The 15485-nt window shown below is 63.3% G+C and carries 13 protein-coding genes; 12 read left to right on the top strand and 1 reads right to left on the bottom strand.

Going from position 1 to position 15485, the window contains the following annotated elements; genetic code table 11:
• Window positions 1-34 precede the first annotated feature (34 nt).
• From pheA to gabT, 10 genes are all read left to right on the top strand, one after another.
• A complete protein-coding gene (gene pheA / locus ACFPN2_RS03175) occupies window positions 35-1213 on the top strand; it encodes a prephenate dehydratase (RefSeq protein ID WP_380594889.1) in 1179 nt (392 codons plus the stop codon).
• A 71-nt stretch (window positions 1214-1284) separates the two neighbouring features.
• Window positions 1285-2607 (top strand): 3-phosphoshikimate 1-carboxyvinyltransferase, encoded by a 1323-nt coding sequence (gene aroA, locus ACFPN2_RS03170; protein ID WP_380594887.1) that lies wholly within the window; start codon window positions 1285-1287, stop codon window positions 2605-2607.
• Window positions 2600-3286: a (d)CMP kinase gene (gene cmk / locus ACFPN2_RS03165; RefSeq protein ID WP_380594885.1), complete on the top strand. Its 687-nt coding sequence runs from the start codon at window positions 2600-2602 to the stop codon at window positions 3284-3286. The genes aroA and cmk overlap by 8 nt, the downstream gene beginning before the upstream one ends.
• A gap of 130 nt (window positions 3287-3416) precedes the next feature.
• Entirely contained in the window at window positions 3417-5093 is a 1677-nt protein-coding gene (gene rpsA / locus ACFPN2_RS03160) for a 30S ribosomal protein S1 (RefSeq protein WP_380594883.1), read from the top strand.
• 63 nt (window positions 5094-5156) lie between these two features.
• A complete protein-coding gene (locus ACFPN2_RS03155; RefSeq protein ID WP_380594881.1) occupies window positions 5157-5522 on the top strand; it encodes an integration host factor subunit beta in 366 nt (121 codons plus the stop codon).
• Window positions 5523-5546: 24 nt separating this feature from the next.
• Window positions 5547-5837, top strand: coding sequence for a LapA family protein (locus ACFPN2_RS03150; RefSeq protein ID WP_380594879.1), 291 nt, complete (start codon window positions 5547-5549; stop codon window positions 5835-5837).
• On the top strand, window positions 5827-7017 hold the full coding sequence (locus ACFPN2_RS03145) for a tetratricopeptide repeat protein (RefSeq protein ID WP_380594877.1): 1191 nt from the start codon (window positions 5827-5829) through the stop codon (window positions 7015-7017). The genes ACFPN2_RS03150 and ACFPN2_RS03145 overlap by 11 nt, the downstream gene beginning before the upstream one ends.
• Before the next feature lie 159 nt (window positions 7018-7176).
• Window positions 7177-7443 (top strand): ComEA family DNA-binding protein, encoded by a 267-nt coding sequence (locus ACFPN2_RS03140; RefSeq protein WP_380595299.1) that lies wholly within the window; start codon window positions 7177-7179, stop codon window positions 7441-7443.
• Window positions 7444-7563: 120 nt separating this feature from the next.
• Window positions 7564-8466: a UTP--glucose-1-phosphate uridylyltransferase GalU gene (galU, locus tag ACFPN2_RS03135; protein WP_380594875.1), complete on the top strand. Its 903-nt coding sequence runs from the start codon at window positions 7564-7566 to the stop codon at window positions 8464-8466.
• 96 nt (window positions 8467-8562) lie between these two features.
• Window positions 8563-9873 (top strand): 4-aminobutyrate--2-oxoglutarate transaminase, encoded by a 1311-nt coding sequence (gabT, locus tag ACFPN2_RS03130; protein WP_380594873.1) that lies wholly within the window; start codon window positions 8563-8565, stop codon window positions 9871-9873.
• Here gabT and ACFPN2_RS03125 read toward each other — a convergent pair.
• The gene (locus ACFPN2_RS03125) at window positions 9823-11799 is read right to left on the bottom strand and encodes a S8 family peptidase (protein WP_380594871.1); all 1977 of its coding nucleotides are present in this window, start codon (window positions 11797-11799) and stop codon (window positions 9823-9825) included. The two genes, gabT and ACFPN2_RS03125, sit on opposite strands and share 51 nt — an antisense overlap.
• 279 nt (window positions 11800-12078) lie before the next feature.
• Here ACFPN2_RS03125 and ACFPN2_RS03120 point away from each other — a divergent pair, with 279 nt between their 5' ends.
• Both ACFPN2_RS03120 and ACFPN2_RS03115 read left to right on the top strand, forming a co-directional pair.
• Window positions 12079-14610: a cyclic nucleotide-binding domain-containing protein gene (locus tag ACFPN2_RS03120; RefSeq protein ID WP_380594869.1), complete on the top strand. Its 2532-nt coding sequence runs from the start codon at window positions 12079-12081 to the stop codon at window positions 14608-14610.
• Window positions 14607-15479, top strand: a complete 873-nt coding sequence (locus tag ACFPN2_RS03115) for a hypothetical protein (RefSeq protein WP_380594867.1) — start codon at window positions 14607-14609, stop codon at window positions 15477-15479. Before ACFPN2_RS03120 ends, ACFPN2_RS03115 begins: the two co-directional genes overlap by 4 nt.
• Window positions 15480-15485: the final 6 nt, after the last annotated feature.

The raw sequence follows: 15485 nt of genomic DNA, 5'->3' as shown, positions 1-15485 counted from the left end.
CGAAACATTCAGCTCCCAGCGACGATAAGTCCCAATGAAGCGCACCTCCAAGGCCGCCTCCAGCAAAGGCAGCTCCAAGCCCAAGAAAGCGTCCGCCGCGCCCGCTGCCACCTCGGCACCGAAGGCGTCGGTCGAGCTGAGCTCGATCCGTGAGCGTATCGACGGGATCGATCAGCGCATCCATGACCTGTTGAACGAGCGGGCCCGCTTTGCCCAGCAGGTGGGCGAGTCCAAGCGCGGCGAAGGGATGAGCACGGCGGACTTTTACAAGCCCGAGCGCGAAGCGCAGGTGCTGCGCAATGCCATCGAGCGTAACAAAGGCCCGCTGCGTAACGACGAGATCGTGCGACTGTTCCGCGAGATCATGTCGGCGTGCCTGGCTCAGCAGGAGCCGCTGAAGATCGCGTTCCTCGGCCCGGAAGGCACCTTCTCCCAGCAGGCGGTGCTGAAACATTTCGGCCATTCGGTGCGGGCGCTGCCGCTGCCGGCGATCAGCGAAGTGTTCGAGGAAGTGCAGGCCGGTCATGCCGACTTCGGCGTGGTGCCCATCGAGAATTCCACCGAGGGCACGGTCAATCACACGCTGGATATGTTTCTGAACTCGCCGCTGAAGATTTGCGGCGAGATCGAGTTGCGCATCCGTCAGCATCTGATGGGGCGCATGAAAGGGCTGCAGAAGATCGCGCGTGTTTGCTCACATCCGCAGTCGTTGGCGCAGTGTCGTCAATGGCTGGACGAGCATCTTCCAAACATCGAGCGCGTGCCGGTCAGCAGCAATGCCGAGGCGGCCCGTCGCGCACGCGACGAAGACGGCACGGCGGCGATTGCCGGTGAGGCGGCCGCGGAGGTTTACAACCTCGGCGTGATCGTTCCGGAAATCGAGGACACGGCCGATAACACCACCCGCTTCCTGGTGGTCGGCCGCAAGCTGTTCAGCGCGAGCGGACAAGACAAGACAACCTTGCTGGTCTCAGCGGGCGACACGCAATCGCCCGGTGCGCTTCATCGGTTGCTGGGGCCGCTGGCCGCCAATGACATCACCATGACCCGCATCGAGTCCCGACCGTCGCGCAAGCGCAAATGGGATTATGTGTTCTTTATCGATGTGATCGGCCACGCCGAGCAGCCGCCGCTGTCCACGGCGCTGGAAGAGCTGCGAAAAGCGTCCACCCTGTTTCGGGTGCTGGGCTCGTACCCGGCCGCGGTGCTGTAAGGCCGGAATGAGGGTAGACTGAGCGCCCTGAGGCCCGGCGCCGCCGGCCCAGTTACCCCGTAATATCTTAGATGTCGCATTACATAGTCGAGCCCGTTTCTGGCGTTTCCGGCGCGGTCCGCGTGCCCGGCGATAAGTCCGTTTCGCACCGTTCGCTCATGCTCGGCAGCATCGCCGACGGCGTGACCGAAGTGTCCGGCTTCCTGGAAAGCGAAGATTGCCTGTCGACCATGAAGGCGATGCGAGCGCTCGGCGTGAAAATCGAGCAGACAGGCCCGCAGGCGGTGCGCGTTCATGGCGTCGGCATGCGCGGCTTGAAGCAGGCGAATCACGCACTGGATCTGGGCAACTCCGGTACGTCGATGCGACTGATGACCGGTCTGTTGTCCGGCCAGCCCTTCAACAGCGAGCTGATCGGCGATTCGTCGCTGATGAAGCGCCCGATGGAGCGCGCGGCCAAGCCGCTGCGCGAGATGGGCGCGCAGATCGCGACCCTCGACGGTAAACCGCCGGTGAAAATCACAGGCGGCGCGACGTTGAAGGGCATTCGTTATGAGTTGCCCGTGGCCAGCGCGCAGGTGAAATCCGCGGTGCTGCTCGCCGGTTTGTATGCAAAAAACACGCCGACGACGGTCATCGAGCCTGCGGTCACGCGCGATCATACGGAGCGCATGTTGCTGAGCTTTGGCTGCCAGGTCGACGCCGCGCGCGGCGAAGTGTCGCTGACGCCGCCGACGCAACTGAAAGCGTGCACGCTGGAAGTGCCGGGAGATTTTTCGTCCGCGGCCTTCTTCATGGTCGCAGGCTCCATCAATCCCAAGAAGGATGCGGTGCTGACCATCACCGGTGTCGGCATCAATCCGACGCGCACCGGGCTGCTGGATATCCTGGCGCTGATGGGCGCGGACCTGCGCGTAGTGAATCATCGCTCCGCGGGCGCCGAGCCGGTCGCCGATATCGAAGTGCGTCCGGCGCAATTGAAAGGCATTCATGTGCCCGAACATCTGGTGCCCTTGGCCATCGATGAATTCCCAGTGTTGTTCGTCGCCGCGTCCTGCGCGCAGGGCGAGACCATCGTCACCGGTGCCGAAGAGCTGCGCGTGAAAGAAAGCGACCGCATCGCTGTCATGGCCGACGGCTTGAAGGCGATGGGCGTGACCTGCGAAGTCCTGCCCGACGGCATCCGTATTCAGGGTCGCCCGGAAACCAAGGTGTTTTCGGGCGGCACCGTGGACAGCCATGGCGATCATCGGATCGCGATGTCATTCTCGGTGGCCAGCCTGCGCGCCGCCGCACCGATCAAGATCCTGGATGTGGCGAACGTGGCCACGTCGTTCCCGGACTTCCCCGGCACCGCCGGGTCGGCGGGGCTGAACGTCACCGTGCATGACTGACAGCACCCCGATTCTCACCATCGACGGGCCGAGCGGCTCGGGTAAGGGCACGATCGCGCGGCGAGTCGCCGATCAGCTGGGTTGGCATCTGCTCGATAGCGGCGCGCTGTACCGCCTGGTGGCGCTGGCCGGGTTGCGCAAAGGGCTGGCTCAGGACGATCAGAGCGGCCACGAGCGCGTCGCCCAGCAGCTGGATGTCAGATTCGGCCTGGCCCCGGACGGGGGCGAGCAGATCTGGCTGGAAGGCGAGGAGGTCAGCAGGGCCATCCGGACCGAGCAGACTGGCGAGGGCGCCTCCCGGGTGGGGGCGATGCCGGGCGTCCGTGCGGCCCTATTAGAGCGCCAGCGTGCATTTGCACAGCCCCCTGGGCTGGTGGCGGACGGGCGCGACATGGGAACCGTGGTTTTTCCGTCCGCCCGCCTCAAGATATACCTGACGGCGAGCGCCGAAGAGCGCGCCCGCAGGCGTTATAACCAGTTGAAAGACAAGGGGCTCGATGCTAACCTCGCCGCCCTTTCGCTGGACATCGCCGAGCGTGACCGACGCGACGCAAGCCGCCCGATCGCCCCGCTAAAGCCCGCGGATGACGCGCAGATCGTGGACTCCACCTCGATGACGATTGACGCCGTCCTGGCCAGAGTTCTGGAACTGGCCGCCGCGCGCTTCGGGCGCCGTTGATTTTCAGCTGAATGTGTCTGTTTGATTTCTTTGGCGCTGCGCCGGATGCGCGGCTCGATGCAACAACCCCTGATCGGACCGGATGCCGACAGGACAAACATGCGGGCCCGACGTGGCCCTGGAAATACTCATGACCGAAAGTTTTGCGCAACTGTTCGAAGAAAGTCTGGCCTCCCAACGGATCAAGCCAGGCGCCATCCTCACCGGCCGTGTGGTGGAAGTCGGGCCCGATGTGGTGCTCGTCAACGCCGGCCTGAAGAGCGAGGCGGTGATCCCGGTCGAGCAATTCAAGAACGACCGTGGCGAGATCGAAGTCAGCGTCGGCGATGACGTCGAAGTTGCCCTCGACAGCGTCGAGGACGGCAACGGCGAAACGCGCCTGTCGCGCGAAAAAGCCAAGCGCGCCCGCACCTGGTCGCGTCTCGAGCAGGCGTTCGAGAAGCAGGAGATCGTCAAGGGCATCATCAATGGCCGCGTCAAGGGCGGCTTCACCGTCGAAATCGACTTCGTCCGCGCATTCCTGCCGGGCTCGCTGGTCGATGTGCGTCCGGTGCGCGATCCCTCGTATCTCGAAGGCAAGACCCTCGAATTCAAAGTCATCAAGCTGGATCAGAAGCGCAACAACGTGGTCGTGTCGCGTCGTGCGGTGGTCGAGCAGGAATACAGCGCCGAGCGTTCGGAACTGCTGGAGAAGCTGCAGGAAGGCGCGGTCGTCAAGGGCACGGTCAAGAACCTCACCGACTACGGTGCGTTCGTGGACCTGGGCGGCATCGACGGCCTCTTGCACATCACCGACATGGCGTGGAAGCGCGTCAAGCATCCGTCGGAAGTGGTCACCGTCGGCGACGAGATCGACGTGCGCATCCTGAAGTTCGATCGCGAGCGTCAGCGCGTCAGCCTCGGCATCAAGCAGCTGGGCAACGATCCGTGGCAGGCCATCGGCCGCCGCTATCCGACCGGCACGCGCCTGTTCGGTAAGGTCACCAACATCGCCGACTACGGCTGCTTCGTGGAAATCGAAGAGGGCGTGGAAGGTCTGGTGCACGTGTCCGAAATGGACTGGACCAACAAGAACGTGAACCCCTCCAAGGTCGTGCACATCGGCCAGGAAGTGGAAGTCATGGTGTTGGACATCGACGAAGAGCGCCGTCGTATTTCTCTGGGCATCAAGCAGTGCCAGAGCAATCCGTGGAAGGACTTCGGCGACAACTACAACCGCGGCGACAAGGTCAGCGGCCAGATCAAGTCGATCACCGATTTCGGTATCTTCATCGGTCTGTCCGGCGGCATCGACGGCCTGGTGCACCTGTCCGATATCTCCTGGGATATTCCGGGCGAAGAGGCGGTGCGCAACTACCAGAAGGGTCAGCAGGTCGAAGCCATGGTGCTGTCGATCGATCCGGAGCGCGAGCGTATCTCGCTGGGCATCAAGCAGCTGGCGAAGGATCCGTTCTCGGCCTGGATCGCCGATCACCCGAAGGGCAGCATCGTCAAAGGCAAGGTGCGCGAAGTCGACGCCAAGGGCGCGATCATCGACCTGGGCGGCGGTGTGGATGGCCATCTGCGCGCTTCCGAGCTGTCGCGTGACCGCGTGGAAGACGCACGTACGGTGCTGAAGGTCGACCAGGAAGTGGAAGCCCGCTTCACCAACGTCGACCGCAAGAGCCGCACGATTGCTCTGTCGATCAAGGCGAAGGAAATTCACGAGGAAGCCGAGGTGGTGTCGAATTACCGCACCAACGAGACCTCGGCCGGCACCAGCCTTGGCGATCTGCTGAAGGAGCACATCGGAAGCCAGGACAATTAACCTGTCCTCAGCTGATGGTTTAGCGACAATCAGCGGCACGGCGGTGGCTGTCCACCGCCGTGCTTGTCGCCGCAGAACTCTCGTCAAGGCAGCAGGTTCTCTGGAAGAACAACAACGGGCCCGAGCATGACCAAATCGGAACTCATCGAGCTCATTGCAGCCAAGCAGAAACATCTGCCAGCCAAGGACGTTGAACTGGCGGTAAAGCAGGTGCTGGAGATCATGAGCGATGCCCTTGCGCAGGGCGGTCGTATCGAGATCCGTGGCTTCGGCAGCTTTTCATTGCATTTCCGTCCGCCTCGCCAGGGTCGCAATCCCAAGACCGGCGAGACCGTGGCGCTGTCTGGCAAGTACGTGCCGCATTTCAAGCCCGGCAAGGACCTGCGCGAGCGGGTTAATGACGGTGCGGACAGCCCCATCCGGGACTGATTAATTCCCGTAAACTAGGGACCTATGTCCCGCGTCGTCTTTTATTTCACCGTTGCGCTGGCTGCGCTCGTCGCGCTGTTCGTCAGCGCCATGAATGTCGATCGCGTCGAAGTGGAGCTGGCGTTCCTGCGGATCGCGACTCCGCTCGGTCTCGCGCTGGTGGTGGCATTCGTCGCCGGCCTGGTGGCGGGGCTGATCTGGCGCGTTTACTGGGTGGCCGAGCTGTTGAACGAGCGTGGCCGGCTGCGACGTGCTTTGCGCCTGGCCGAGCAGCGCGCCCGGGCCGCCGCCGCGACCGGGGAAAATGCCGGCTGACCCGCCGTCCTTATTGTTGATCGCCGCGCTGTTCGTCGCCGCGGCTGCCGGCTGGCTATTCGGTCGCTACCGATCCAGTGCCGGTCCCGGCAATCCCGAGCCGAACAAACTCTCCGAAGAATATTTCCGCGGGCTGGGGTTCCTGCTCGATGAGGAGCCGGACAAGGCGCTCGAAGTGTTCCTGCGCATGGTCGATGTCGACAACGACACCGTCGAAACGCACTTCGCGCTCGGCAATCTCTACCGCCGCCGCGGCGAAGTGGAGCGGGCGATTCGCGTGCACGAGAACATCATGGCGCGCCCGTCGCTGAGCGACGATCATCGCCTGCACGCGATGTTTGCTCTGGGCGAGGACTATTTTCGCGCCGGTCTGTTCGATCGCGCCGAACGTTTGTTTCTACAGCTGGCCGACGGCGGCGGCCGTCACGTGCAGGCGCTGCGATATCTGTTACGGATCTACGAGCAGCAGCGCGATTGGGAGCAGGCGATCCTCGCGCATCGCAAGCTGGTGGCGGTGGCGTCGCCCGAACACCCGACCGCCATCGCTCACTACCACTGCGAGCTTGCGGAGCAAATGCGTGCAAAGGGCGATTTCACCGGCGCTCGCGAACAACTGCATCACGCCCGCGATGCTCAACGTAACTTTCCTCGCGGCGCGCTGATTCGCGCCGATATCGCGCTCGATATGAATCAGCCGGAGCTGGCGGCGCTGCTGTGTCAGCGCGCCGTCGAATTGCATCCGAAGCTGCTGACCTTGGCTCTGCCCCGAGTGATGCGTGCGATGCGCGGCACCGATGCGGTCGAGATCGAGCGGCGTTTCCGAGCGTGGATGCGACCCGATCCCGTGGCGCGTGCGGAGCTTGCATACGCTGCGATCGTGGCCGGATTGGAGCAGGAACCGTTCGTCCGCGAGTGTTTACCCGACTTGCTGCGGGAAGATCCCACGCTCGGCGAAATTGTCAGTGCCACGAGCGGCGATCCCTCACATCTGACGGCGGAGCAATGCACGGCATTGGCGACCGCGCTCGGCCGAATTCTCCGCCGCACTCAACGTTACCGCTGCGTGGACTGCGGCTTCGCGAGCGCGGCGCATTTCTGGCAGTGCCCGGGCTGCCGCAGCTGGGATGCGTTCGCGCCCGTGGCATTGCTGGACCTGGCGCCGGGCATGTATCGGCGCTGAGCACATTTCCTGCCTGACATTCGCTCGATTGCCGGGCGTTTGCCCCAGATATCGAGCGCTTTTCGCCACCCCTCCGGGTCGACAATCTCCGTCGCCGAATACGGCAAACCATTCAAGGAGAGAATCATGTCGACACGTCTCGTAAGGCGCGCTGTGCAAATGCTGATCTGCAGCCTGTTGCCTGCCGCGGTCTGGGCCGGCCCGGTGGATATCAACAGCGCCGACGCCGCCACCATCGCCAAAGAACTGCAGGGCATCGGCTTGAGCAAGGCGCAGGATATTGTCGAGTACCGCGACAAGAACGGTGCCTTCAAGAGCGCCGACGACCTGCGCAAGATCAAGGGCATCGGCGCCAAAACGTTGGAACGAAACCGCGTCAATATCCGTATGGATTCGGCGACAACCGGCCCCCGCAAGGGCAGCTGAGGAGGGCCGTACCGTGAACTGTGCCCGGTCACCAGCGACCGGGCCTTTTGTCACCCCTCCGGCACCGGCAGCTTGCGATATCATCGGGGTCGCACCCTTAAGCAAACGCGGAGATGTGCAGTGGCGAAGGTATCGACGAACGAGATCAGAACGGCAGTATTTCCGGTGGCGGGGCGCGGCACGCGCTTCTTGCCGGCCACCAAGGCGAGCCCCAAGGAGATGTTGCCGATCGTCGACAAGCCGCTGATCCAATATGCCGCCGAAGAAGCGCTCGCCGCGGGTGCGCGCAAGCTCGTCTTCATTACGGGCAGCTCCAAGCGCGCCATCGAAGATCACTTCGATAGCGATCACGAGTTGGAGGAAGCGCTGGAAGCGCAGAAGAAGTACGAGCTGCTCAAAGCGCTCAAAGACATCGTGCCGTCCTGGGCCAGCTGTATTTACATTCGTCAGCCGTCGCCGCTCGGTCTGGGTCACGCTGTGTGGTGTGCCAAGCCGGTGGTGGGCGATGAACCTTTCTTCGTGCACCTCGCCGACGACTTGATCGACGCGCCGACGCCTTGCCTGCGTCAGATGGCCGAAGTGCATGCGGAGCGTGGTGGCAGCGTGCTCGGCGTGGAAACCGTGCCGCGCGCCGAAACAGACAAGTACGGCATCGTCGCCACCGACGCGCGCGAAGGCCGCATCAGCACGGTGAAGCAGATCGTCGAGAAGCCGCGTCCGCAGAACGCGCCGTCAACGCTCGCCGTGGTCGGTCGTTATCTGTTGTCGCCCACCATTTTCGCCAAGCTCGAAAACACGGGCCGCGGCGCCGGCGGCGAGATTCAGCTCACCGATGCGATTGCCGATCTGCTCGGCGAAGAGAACGTGTTTGCTTACGAGTTCGAAGGCAAGCGTTATGACTGCGGCAGCAAGCTCGGTTATTTGCAAGCCACCGTCGAATACGGCCTGAAGCACGAAGCGCTCGGCACCAAGTTCCAGGACTATCTGCGCAATCTCGCCGCGACCCAGCTCGCGCCGAAGTAACTCTCACCTCATGTCGGCGAGCCTCATGAATCATTGGATCGCCTGAGGCGACACAGGCTCGCCGACAGTTGTTTATTTCATTCTTCGAGAACAGTCATGTCAGCCAACTCAGACCTGCACGCCCGGCGCAACGCTGCGCTCACCAAGGGCATGTCCACCATGCTGCCCGTCTACATCGAGAAGGGGCAGAACGCCGAGGTATGGGACGCGGACGGGCGCCGCTACGTCGATTTCGCCGGCGGCATCGCCGTGTTGAATACCGGCCATCTGCATCCGCACGTCAAAGCCGCGGTAGTGAAGCAGCTCGATGCTGGCTTCACGCATACGTGCGTGATGATCACGCCGTATCGTGTAGCGGTTGAGTTGGCTGAGAAGCTCAATGCATTGGCGCCGGGCCCGACGCCGAAGAAGACCATGCTCGTCACCACCGGTGCCGAAGCCGTGGAGAACGCGGTGAAGATCGCGCGTGCTCACACGGGTCGTTCCGCAGTGATCGCATTCGGCGGCAGCTTCCATGGTCGTACGTACATGGCCATGGCGCTGACCGGCAAAGTGTCGCCGTACAAAGTGGGCTTCGGTCCGTTCCCTGGCGACGTTTATCACGTGCCGTTCCCGGTGACGTATCACGGCGTGACGTCGGAAGACAGCCTCGCCGCGCTCGATCAGCTGTTCAAATATGACGTTGAGCCGTCGCGCGTGGCCGCCATCATCATCGAGCCGGTGCTCGGCGAAGGTGGGTTCTACGCGGCGCCCGTGGAGTTCATGAAAGCGCTGCGTGCACTTTGTGACAAGCACGGCATCGTGCTCATCGTCGATGAGATTCAGACCGGCTTTGCCCGCACTGGCAAGATGTTTGCTATCGAGCACTACGGCGTCGAGCCGGATCTGATGACCATGGCGAAGAGCCTCGCGGGCGGTTTCCCGCTGGCGGCGGTCGTCGGCAAGCAGCAGATCATGGATGCGCCGATCACCGGCGGTCTCGGCGGTACCTATGCGGGCTCCGCAGTGAGCTGCGCCGCTGCGCTCGCCGTGATCGAAGTGATGGAGAAGGAGAAGCTGCCGGCGCGTGCCAATCAGGTCGGCGACATCCTCATGCAGCGGCTGCGTAAGTTCCAGGGCGAGTTCACCTGCGTGGGTGAAGTGCGCGGCCTGGGCGCGATGGTGGCGATGGAGCTGGTGCGTAATCGGGATGCGCATGCGCCCGATGCGGATCTGGCCAAGGCGCTGGTTCAGCGCGCGGCGGCTAATGGCCTGGTGCTGTTGTCGTGCGGCCTCTATGCCAACGTGATTCGTTTGCTGGTGCCGCTGACCGCGCCCGACGCCATCATCAACGAAGGCCTCGACATCATCGAGAAGTCACTCCGCGAAGTGCTCGCGGCGACGGCGCCGGTGGCTGCGACCGGCTGAGCCGTTCGCCACCTTGCGGCGGCGGAAGGCGGGCAGCGCCAGCGGCAACATGCCCAGGAACAGCAGCAGCCAATCGAAGCTGCCGCCGCCACCGTCGCTCTGACCGATCGGCGAGGACGGCGGCGCTGTCTGTGTCTCGGGCGGCGTGGCGGTGACCATCGCGAAATCGGTGTCATCGGTGGTGCCCGCGTCGTCCGTCACTCGCAGCCGCAAGGTGAAGCGGCTGTTTCCACTCACTTGCACTGTCGTCGACGCGGCCGCCGCGTCGGCGATCGTCGGCGCAGCGCCGGTGACGTTGATGACACTCCACTGATAGCTCGCCACCGTGCGCGGAGCGGCGGCGAAACTCGTGTCGCCGCTGATGCTCACGGCGACGTTTGGATTGATGGTCGCGGTCGACTGCACGATGCCGAACGGTTTGCGGGCTGCATTCACCGCCGCCTTGGTATTGAGCATGCCGGCGCCGCAGGTGACCGTCGTGCAGATACATTCGCCCCCCTGCACGAAGTTGGTCGGCACGCGGCAGATCGTGTTGGTGGTCGCGCTGGAGGTCGGGAAGGGCGTCGCCGATTCCTGTAACAACGTCGTGTACTGATCCGGCGTGAGTCGCGGGTTCACCGAATGCATCAATGCCGCGGCCCCCGCTACGAGGGGCGCGGAGAAGCTGGTACCGAAGTTCGGCCGAGTCACACGATCCGTATAGCTCGGGGCCACCGGGCTCTTTTCGCCCGTGTCGATCGCCACTTGCATCGCGTACTGGCAGGGCGCGGCGTCGGTGAACGGAGGGCCGTTATTCACGCAATTGCCGCCGGGGGCCGAGATATCGGTGCCCGCGCCGAGGTTGCTGAAGCCGATCTTGGTGCCGACGTGTCGAATGCCGCCGACGCCGAGCACGTTCGAGCAGTTCGCGGGCGTGCCGGGAGGAATGCCGTCGTTACCGACGGAGGCCACGATCAATGTGCCGCGCCCGGTGATCTCATCGACAGCGGATTGATAGGCGGCATTGCAGTCGTCGTCGCCGCCGAGGCTCAGGTTGATGACGTTGGCGGGATTCTGATTCTGGGGGGCGCCCTCGACGGTCAGACCCGCGGCCCAGCGCATGCCATCGATGATGTCGGAATCGAAGCCACCGCATTTGCCGAGAACTCGCACCGGAAGAATCCGCGTGCCCCAGCCGGCGCCGGCCATGCCGACACCATCGTTGCTCGATGCACCGATCAAGCTCGACACACGCGTGCCGTGCCAGGAGCTGTTGCCGGCCGTGCAATTGGCGAAGAACGAGGTGGCGCGATCGGCCGCGTCGACCCAGTCGCCGGGATCGCTGGCATCCGCGTCCCGTCCATCGCCATCGTTGCCGACCCGGGCATCGGAGATGAAGTCGTAGCCTGCCAGGATGATCTTGTTGGTCAGGTCGGGATGATCGGGCCGGACGCCGGTATCCAGCACGGCAACCACGGCGGGCGTGCCCGTGCTGTCTGTGGTCACGTCCCAGGCCTCATCCGTGTGAGTCGCGGCGGGCTCCACGCCGAGGAAATACCACTGGTTCGCGAGCAGCGGGTCAGACGGGGTCGCCTGGATCTGACGGCGCTTGTCGGCCACCGCGAAGGCCACGTCCGGATCGGCGTTGAGCTTGTCGAGCACGGCCTGCAGCTCGGTGCCGCTCATGGCATGGTCGAGCTTGTATACGTCGGTGTTCGAGCTGCTACGTCGCTTGTGCTGGATCGACAGGCCCGAGCTGGCCGTGAGCTTGCCGGCCCGTTGCGCGGGGGACGCCGCGAGCGTCGTCTGAGCGCCGTTCCGCCAGCGCACGATGATCTGATCGGTGGCGTCCGGTGCACGCAACCGCGGCCCCTGGTATTCCCGCGACTGGGCGAACGCCGGCAAGGCGACGAACGCGGACAGCACGACGGCGGCGAGCATCTTCATCGGCGATTCCTTTAGACCCTTGCGCGAGTTTACGTCTGCATTACGCGCCCGCATACCCTGTCTCCGCATCCGATTCGCAGCCGCGGGCGAATCCAGCCCTAGTCTATTCGCCGCCACAAACGTCCTGGATTCCGTGACGTAGCGCACGGTAGACACCTTGCTAGGGTCGTAGCCGGGTGGGTAGCATCCAGCGCGAATTTAACAAATAAAATCGTTCGGGATGGCAGCGGGTCGCAAGCAATCGCAGGGAGGAGCAAGTGCTGGCGCATTTGTTTCTGCATGTACCAAATCGCAATCATCGGCGCGGGCCCGGCGGGCCTGAGCGCAGCTGCACGCGCAGCGGCGCGTGATCAACAGGCGAGGCGCTCGAGTCCCAGTTACATACTGCTCGAAGGCTTCAGCGCGCACGCCAAGACCATCCAGCGTTACCAGAAGGGTAAGCATGTGATGGCCGAGCCCGGGTTCCTGGATCTGCGTAGCGATCTGGGCTTCGGCGCCGGCAGCCGCGAGAAAATTCTGTCGGCGTGGGGCGACGGTCTGCGTCAGCTCAATGTAAACATCCGGCACAACGCCGAAGTCAGGAAGATCGGCGGTGGCAAGGGCGCGTTCGCGATTCAGCTGGTCACCGGCGAGACCATTCAAGCCGCGAGCGTCGTGCTCGCGATCGGTCTGGAAGGCAATCCCCGCAAACTCGGCGCGCCGGGTGAAGACCTGGAGCGCGTTCAATATCAGCTCGACGATCCCAAGGAATTCACCAACGAGACCATCCTGGTGGTGGGCGCCGGTGACTCGGCCATCGAAAACGCGCTGGCGCTCGCCGAGCAGAACGATGTCTGGATCTTGAATCGCGGCAAGGAATTCAGCCGCGCCAAGGACGCCAACCTCAACGCGGTGGTCGCGGCCATCACCGATCCGCGCCGCCGGCTGAATTGTTACTACGAAACCAGCATCAAGAGCGTCACGCAGACGAGCGGCGCGATGCCGCTGTCCGTCGTGATGCAGACCGCGGCGGGCGAGAAGACGGTGCAGTGTCATCGCATCATCGCGCGCTTGGGGGCCATCCCTCCCAGGAAATTCGTCGAGTCCATCGGCATCAAGTTTCCAAACGAGCGCAGCGATGCCATTCCCGAGCTGAGCCGTCACTACGAAAGTAACGTGCCTGGCGTTTATATCATCGGCTCGCTGGCCGGCTATCCGCTGATAAAACAGGCCATGAATCAAGGCTACGATGTCGTAGAGTTCATCAACGGCAACGACGTGAAGCCGGCCGATCATCCGCTGCTCGAGTATCAATTTTTCGGGCTGCCGTTCGAGCGCTCGGTCGACGAGATCATCGAACGTTTCCAGACCCTGATCCCGATGTTTCGCCAGATGAATCCGCTGGCGTTCCGCGAGCTGGTGATCGAGAGCGACCTGCTGGTCACGTTCCCCGCGGGCGCTGAGTTCGACGATGCCCGCAAGCGCATGGCGGTGCTGCAGAAGAAGCTGGCGCTGAAAGATCCGCAGCCGCGCATGACCCGGGTCATTCGCGAAGGCGAGGTGATCTACGAGCCGGGCGAGTTCGGCACCTCGTTCTTCACCATCGTCGATGGCGAAGTGCTGCTCGAAGCCACCGGCCCGCAGAAGATCCGCACGCGTCTGGGGCGCGGCGAGTTCTTCGGCGAGATGAGCTTGCTGTCCGGCCGGCCGCGATTGGAGAAAGCGGTCGCGGGTCCGGGCTGTATCCTCGTGGAAACGCCGCGCCGGACCATGGTGAAGCTGATCAACTCCAACGAGGAAGTTCGCAGCGGCATCGACTGGATTTTCATCGTGCGCGAGCTGCAACGACACTTCGCGCCGTTCGCCACCCTCAGAGAGCTTCGAAACATCGCCACGCGGGTGACCTTGCGCAAGCTCAAAGCCGGCGAAGTATTGTTTAGCGAGAAAGAGCCTGGCGATTCGTTGTTCGTGTTGCGCTCGGGCGCGATCACTTTGTTACGTCGGCAGGGCGACGAGGACAAGCTGGTGTCGCAGGTCCGCTCCGGTCAGCTCATCGGTGAGATGGCGCTGATGGGCGACCCGGTTCGGCGCGAGACCGCGACGGCGAACGTTGCAGCCGAGCTCATCGAGATCAAGCGCAAGGAGTTCCTCGAACTCACCCGTCGTGACGACGCACGATTGGATCCGCTGCAAAAAGATGTGAGCCGACGCGTCGTGGACAACGCGCGCATGCAGGTCCGACCGGAAGCGGGCACGCTGATGAACTTCCTGATGGACGAAGGACTCGGCGAGGCCACCAATGTCCTGGTCATCGACGAAGCCCTGTGCGTCGGTTGTGACAACTGCGAAAAGGCCTGCGCCGAGACTCACGAAGGCGTGTCGCGCCTGGATCGCGAAGCCGGCGCGACGTTTGCAAACATTCACATCCCGATCTCCTGCCGTCATTGCGAGCAGCCTCATTGCATGAAGGACTGCCCGCCGAACGCGTTGCGCCGGTCGGAGAGCGGCGAGGTGTACATCAACGAGACCTGCATCGGCTGCGGTAACTGCGAAGCGAACTGCCCATACGGCGTGATCCGCATGGTGTACGACGCGCCGAAAAAGCCCGGGCTGGTCTCATGGATGCTGTTCGCGATCGGCAGCGGTCCGGGCGAAGAGCCCGATTACAAACCCTCCGCCAAAGCGAAGGACAAAGGCAAGAAAGCGACCAAGTGCGACGCCTGCGTTGGGCTGAAAGGCGGACCGGCCTGCGTGCGAGCCTGTCCGACCGGGGCGGCGATTCGCATCGGGCCCGAGCAGTTCATCGACCTGGTCGAGGAGCGTAAGCGGTGATCCACCGCAATCTCCTGTCGTATCGCGGGGCCCGCTACCTCTGGTGGTCGCTGGGGCTGATCGTCGCGTCGTGTGTTTTGTATGTCACCCAAGGCGACTCGCAGCCACCGAACGGCGGCACCTGGCAGGGCTATGTGCTCGGCACGGTCGGCGCGCTGCTGATCGTCTGGCTGACCATGCTCGGCGTTCGCAAACGCCGTTACAGCTCCACCACGGGCACCGTGCAGGGCTGGACCTCGGCTCATGTGTACCTCGGTTCAGCACTCATCGTGATCGCGACCCTGCATGCCGGGCTCCAGGTTGGCTGGAATTTGCACACGCTTGCGTATGTGCTCATGTGTGTGGTGATTCTGAGTGGCTTCTTCGGCTTGTACACGTACATGAGCTATCCCCAGCTCATTTCCAAAAACCGCGAGGGTGGGGCACGCGCGGAGTTGTTTGCCGAATTGTTCGAATTGGATCGAAACGCCCGCTCCATCGCGAGCCGTTGCGCGCCGGACATCGCCATTGCCGTGGACAGCAGTATCGAGCGCACGACGCTCGGCGGAGGCATGTACTCGCAGCTGTTCAGTCGCGACGGCTCGTATTTCGTGCGCGGCGAGGGCAAGCCGGTTCGCAATACCGACCAGCAGCAAGTCATCGATTTCGTCGGCGCCCGCTTGCCGCGAGCGGCCAAGGGCGCCGAAGCCGCCAACCTTCAACAGCTCATCGTCATGCTGTGCCGGCGACAGGCCGTGCTACGACGAATCCGTCGTGACATTCGCTTGTATGGCTGGCTCAAGATCTGGCTGTACTTCCATGTGCCCATCACCATCGCGTTGCTCGTGGCGTTGGTGTTGCACATCATCGTGACCTTCTTCTACTGGTAGCCGCGC

The organism is Steroidobacter flavus (genome assembly GCF_042651805.1).
Classification (GTDB): domain Bacteria; phylum Pseudomonadota; class Gammaproteobacteria; order Steroidobacterales; family Steroidobacteraceae; genus Steroidobacter; species Steroidobacter flavus.
The sequence above is the reverse complement of the archived record's forward strand: the minus strand, read 5'-3'. Positions and strand labels throughout refer to the sequence as shown.

Bases quoted from the DNA above. Each gene is read 5' to 3' on its own strand.
- gabT (WP_380594873.1), top strand. From the start codon at position 8,563: ATGTCAGCCAACTCAGACCTGCACGCCCGGCGCAACGCTGCGCTCACC.
- cmk (WP_380594885.1), top strand. From the start codon at position 2,600: ATGACTGACAGCACCCCGATTCTCACCATCGACGGGCCGAGCGGCTCG.
- ACFPN2_RS03125 (WP_380594871.1), bottom strand. From the start codon at position 11,799: ATGAAGATGCTCGCCGCCGTCGTGCTGTCCGCGTTCGTCGCCTTGCCG.
- ACFPN2_RS03145 (WP_380594877.1), top strand. From the start codon at position 5,827: ATGCCGGCTGACCCGCCGTCCTTATTGTTGATCGCCGCGCTGTTCGTC.
- aroA (WP_380594887.1), top strand. From the start codon at position 1,285: ATGTCGCATTACATAGTCGAGCCCGTTTCTGGCGTTTCCGGCGCGGTC.
- ACFPN2_RS03150 (WP_380594879.1), top strand. From the start codon at position 5,547: ATGTCCCGCGTCGTCTTTTATTTCACCGTTGCGCTGGCTGCGCTCGTC.
- rpsA (WP_380594883.1), top strand. From the start codon at position 3,417: ATGACCGAAAGTTTTGCGCAACTGTTCGAAGAAAGTCTGGCCTCCCAA.
- pheA (WP_380594889.1), top strand. From the start codon at position 35: ATGAAGCGCACCTCCAAGGCCGCCTCCAGCAAAGGCAGCTCCAAGCCC.
- ACFPN2_RS03120 (WP_380594869.1), top strand. From the start codon at position 12,079: ATGTACCAAATCGCAATCATCGGCGCGGGCCCGGCGGGCCTGAGCGCA.
- ACFPN2_RS03140 (WP_380595299.1), top strand. From the start codon at position 7,177: ATGCTGATCTGCAGCCTGTTGCCTGCCGCGGTCTGGGCCGGCCCGGTG.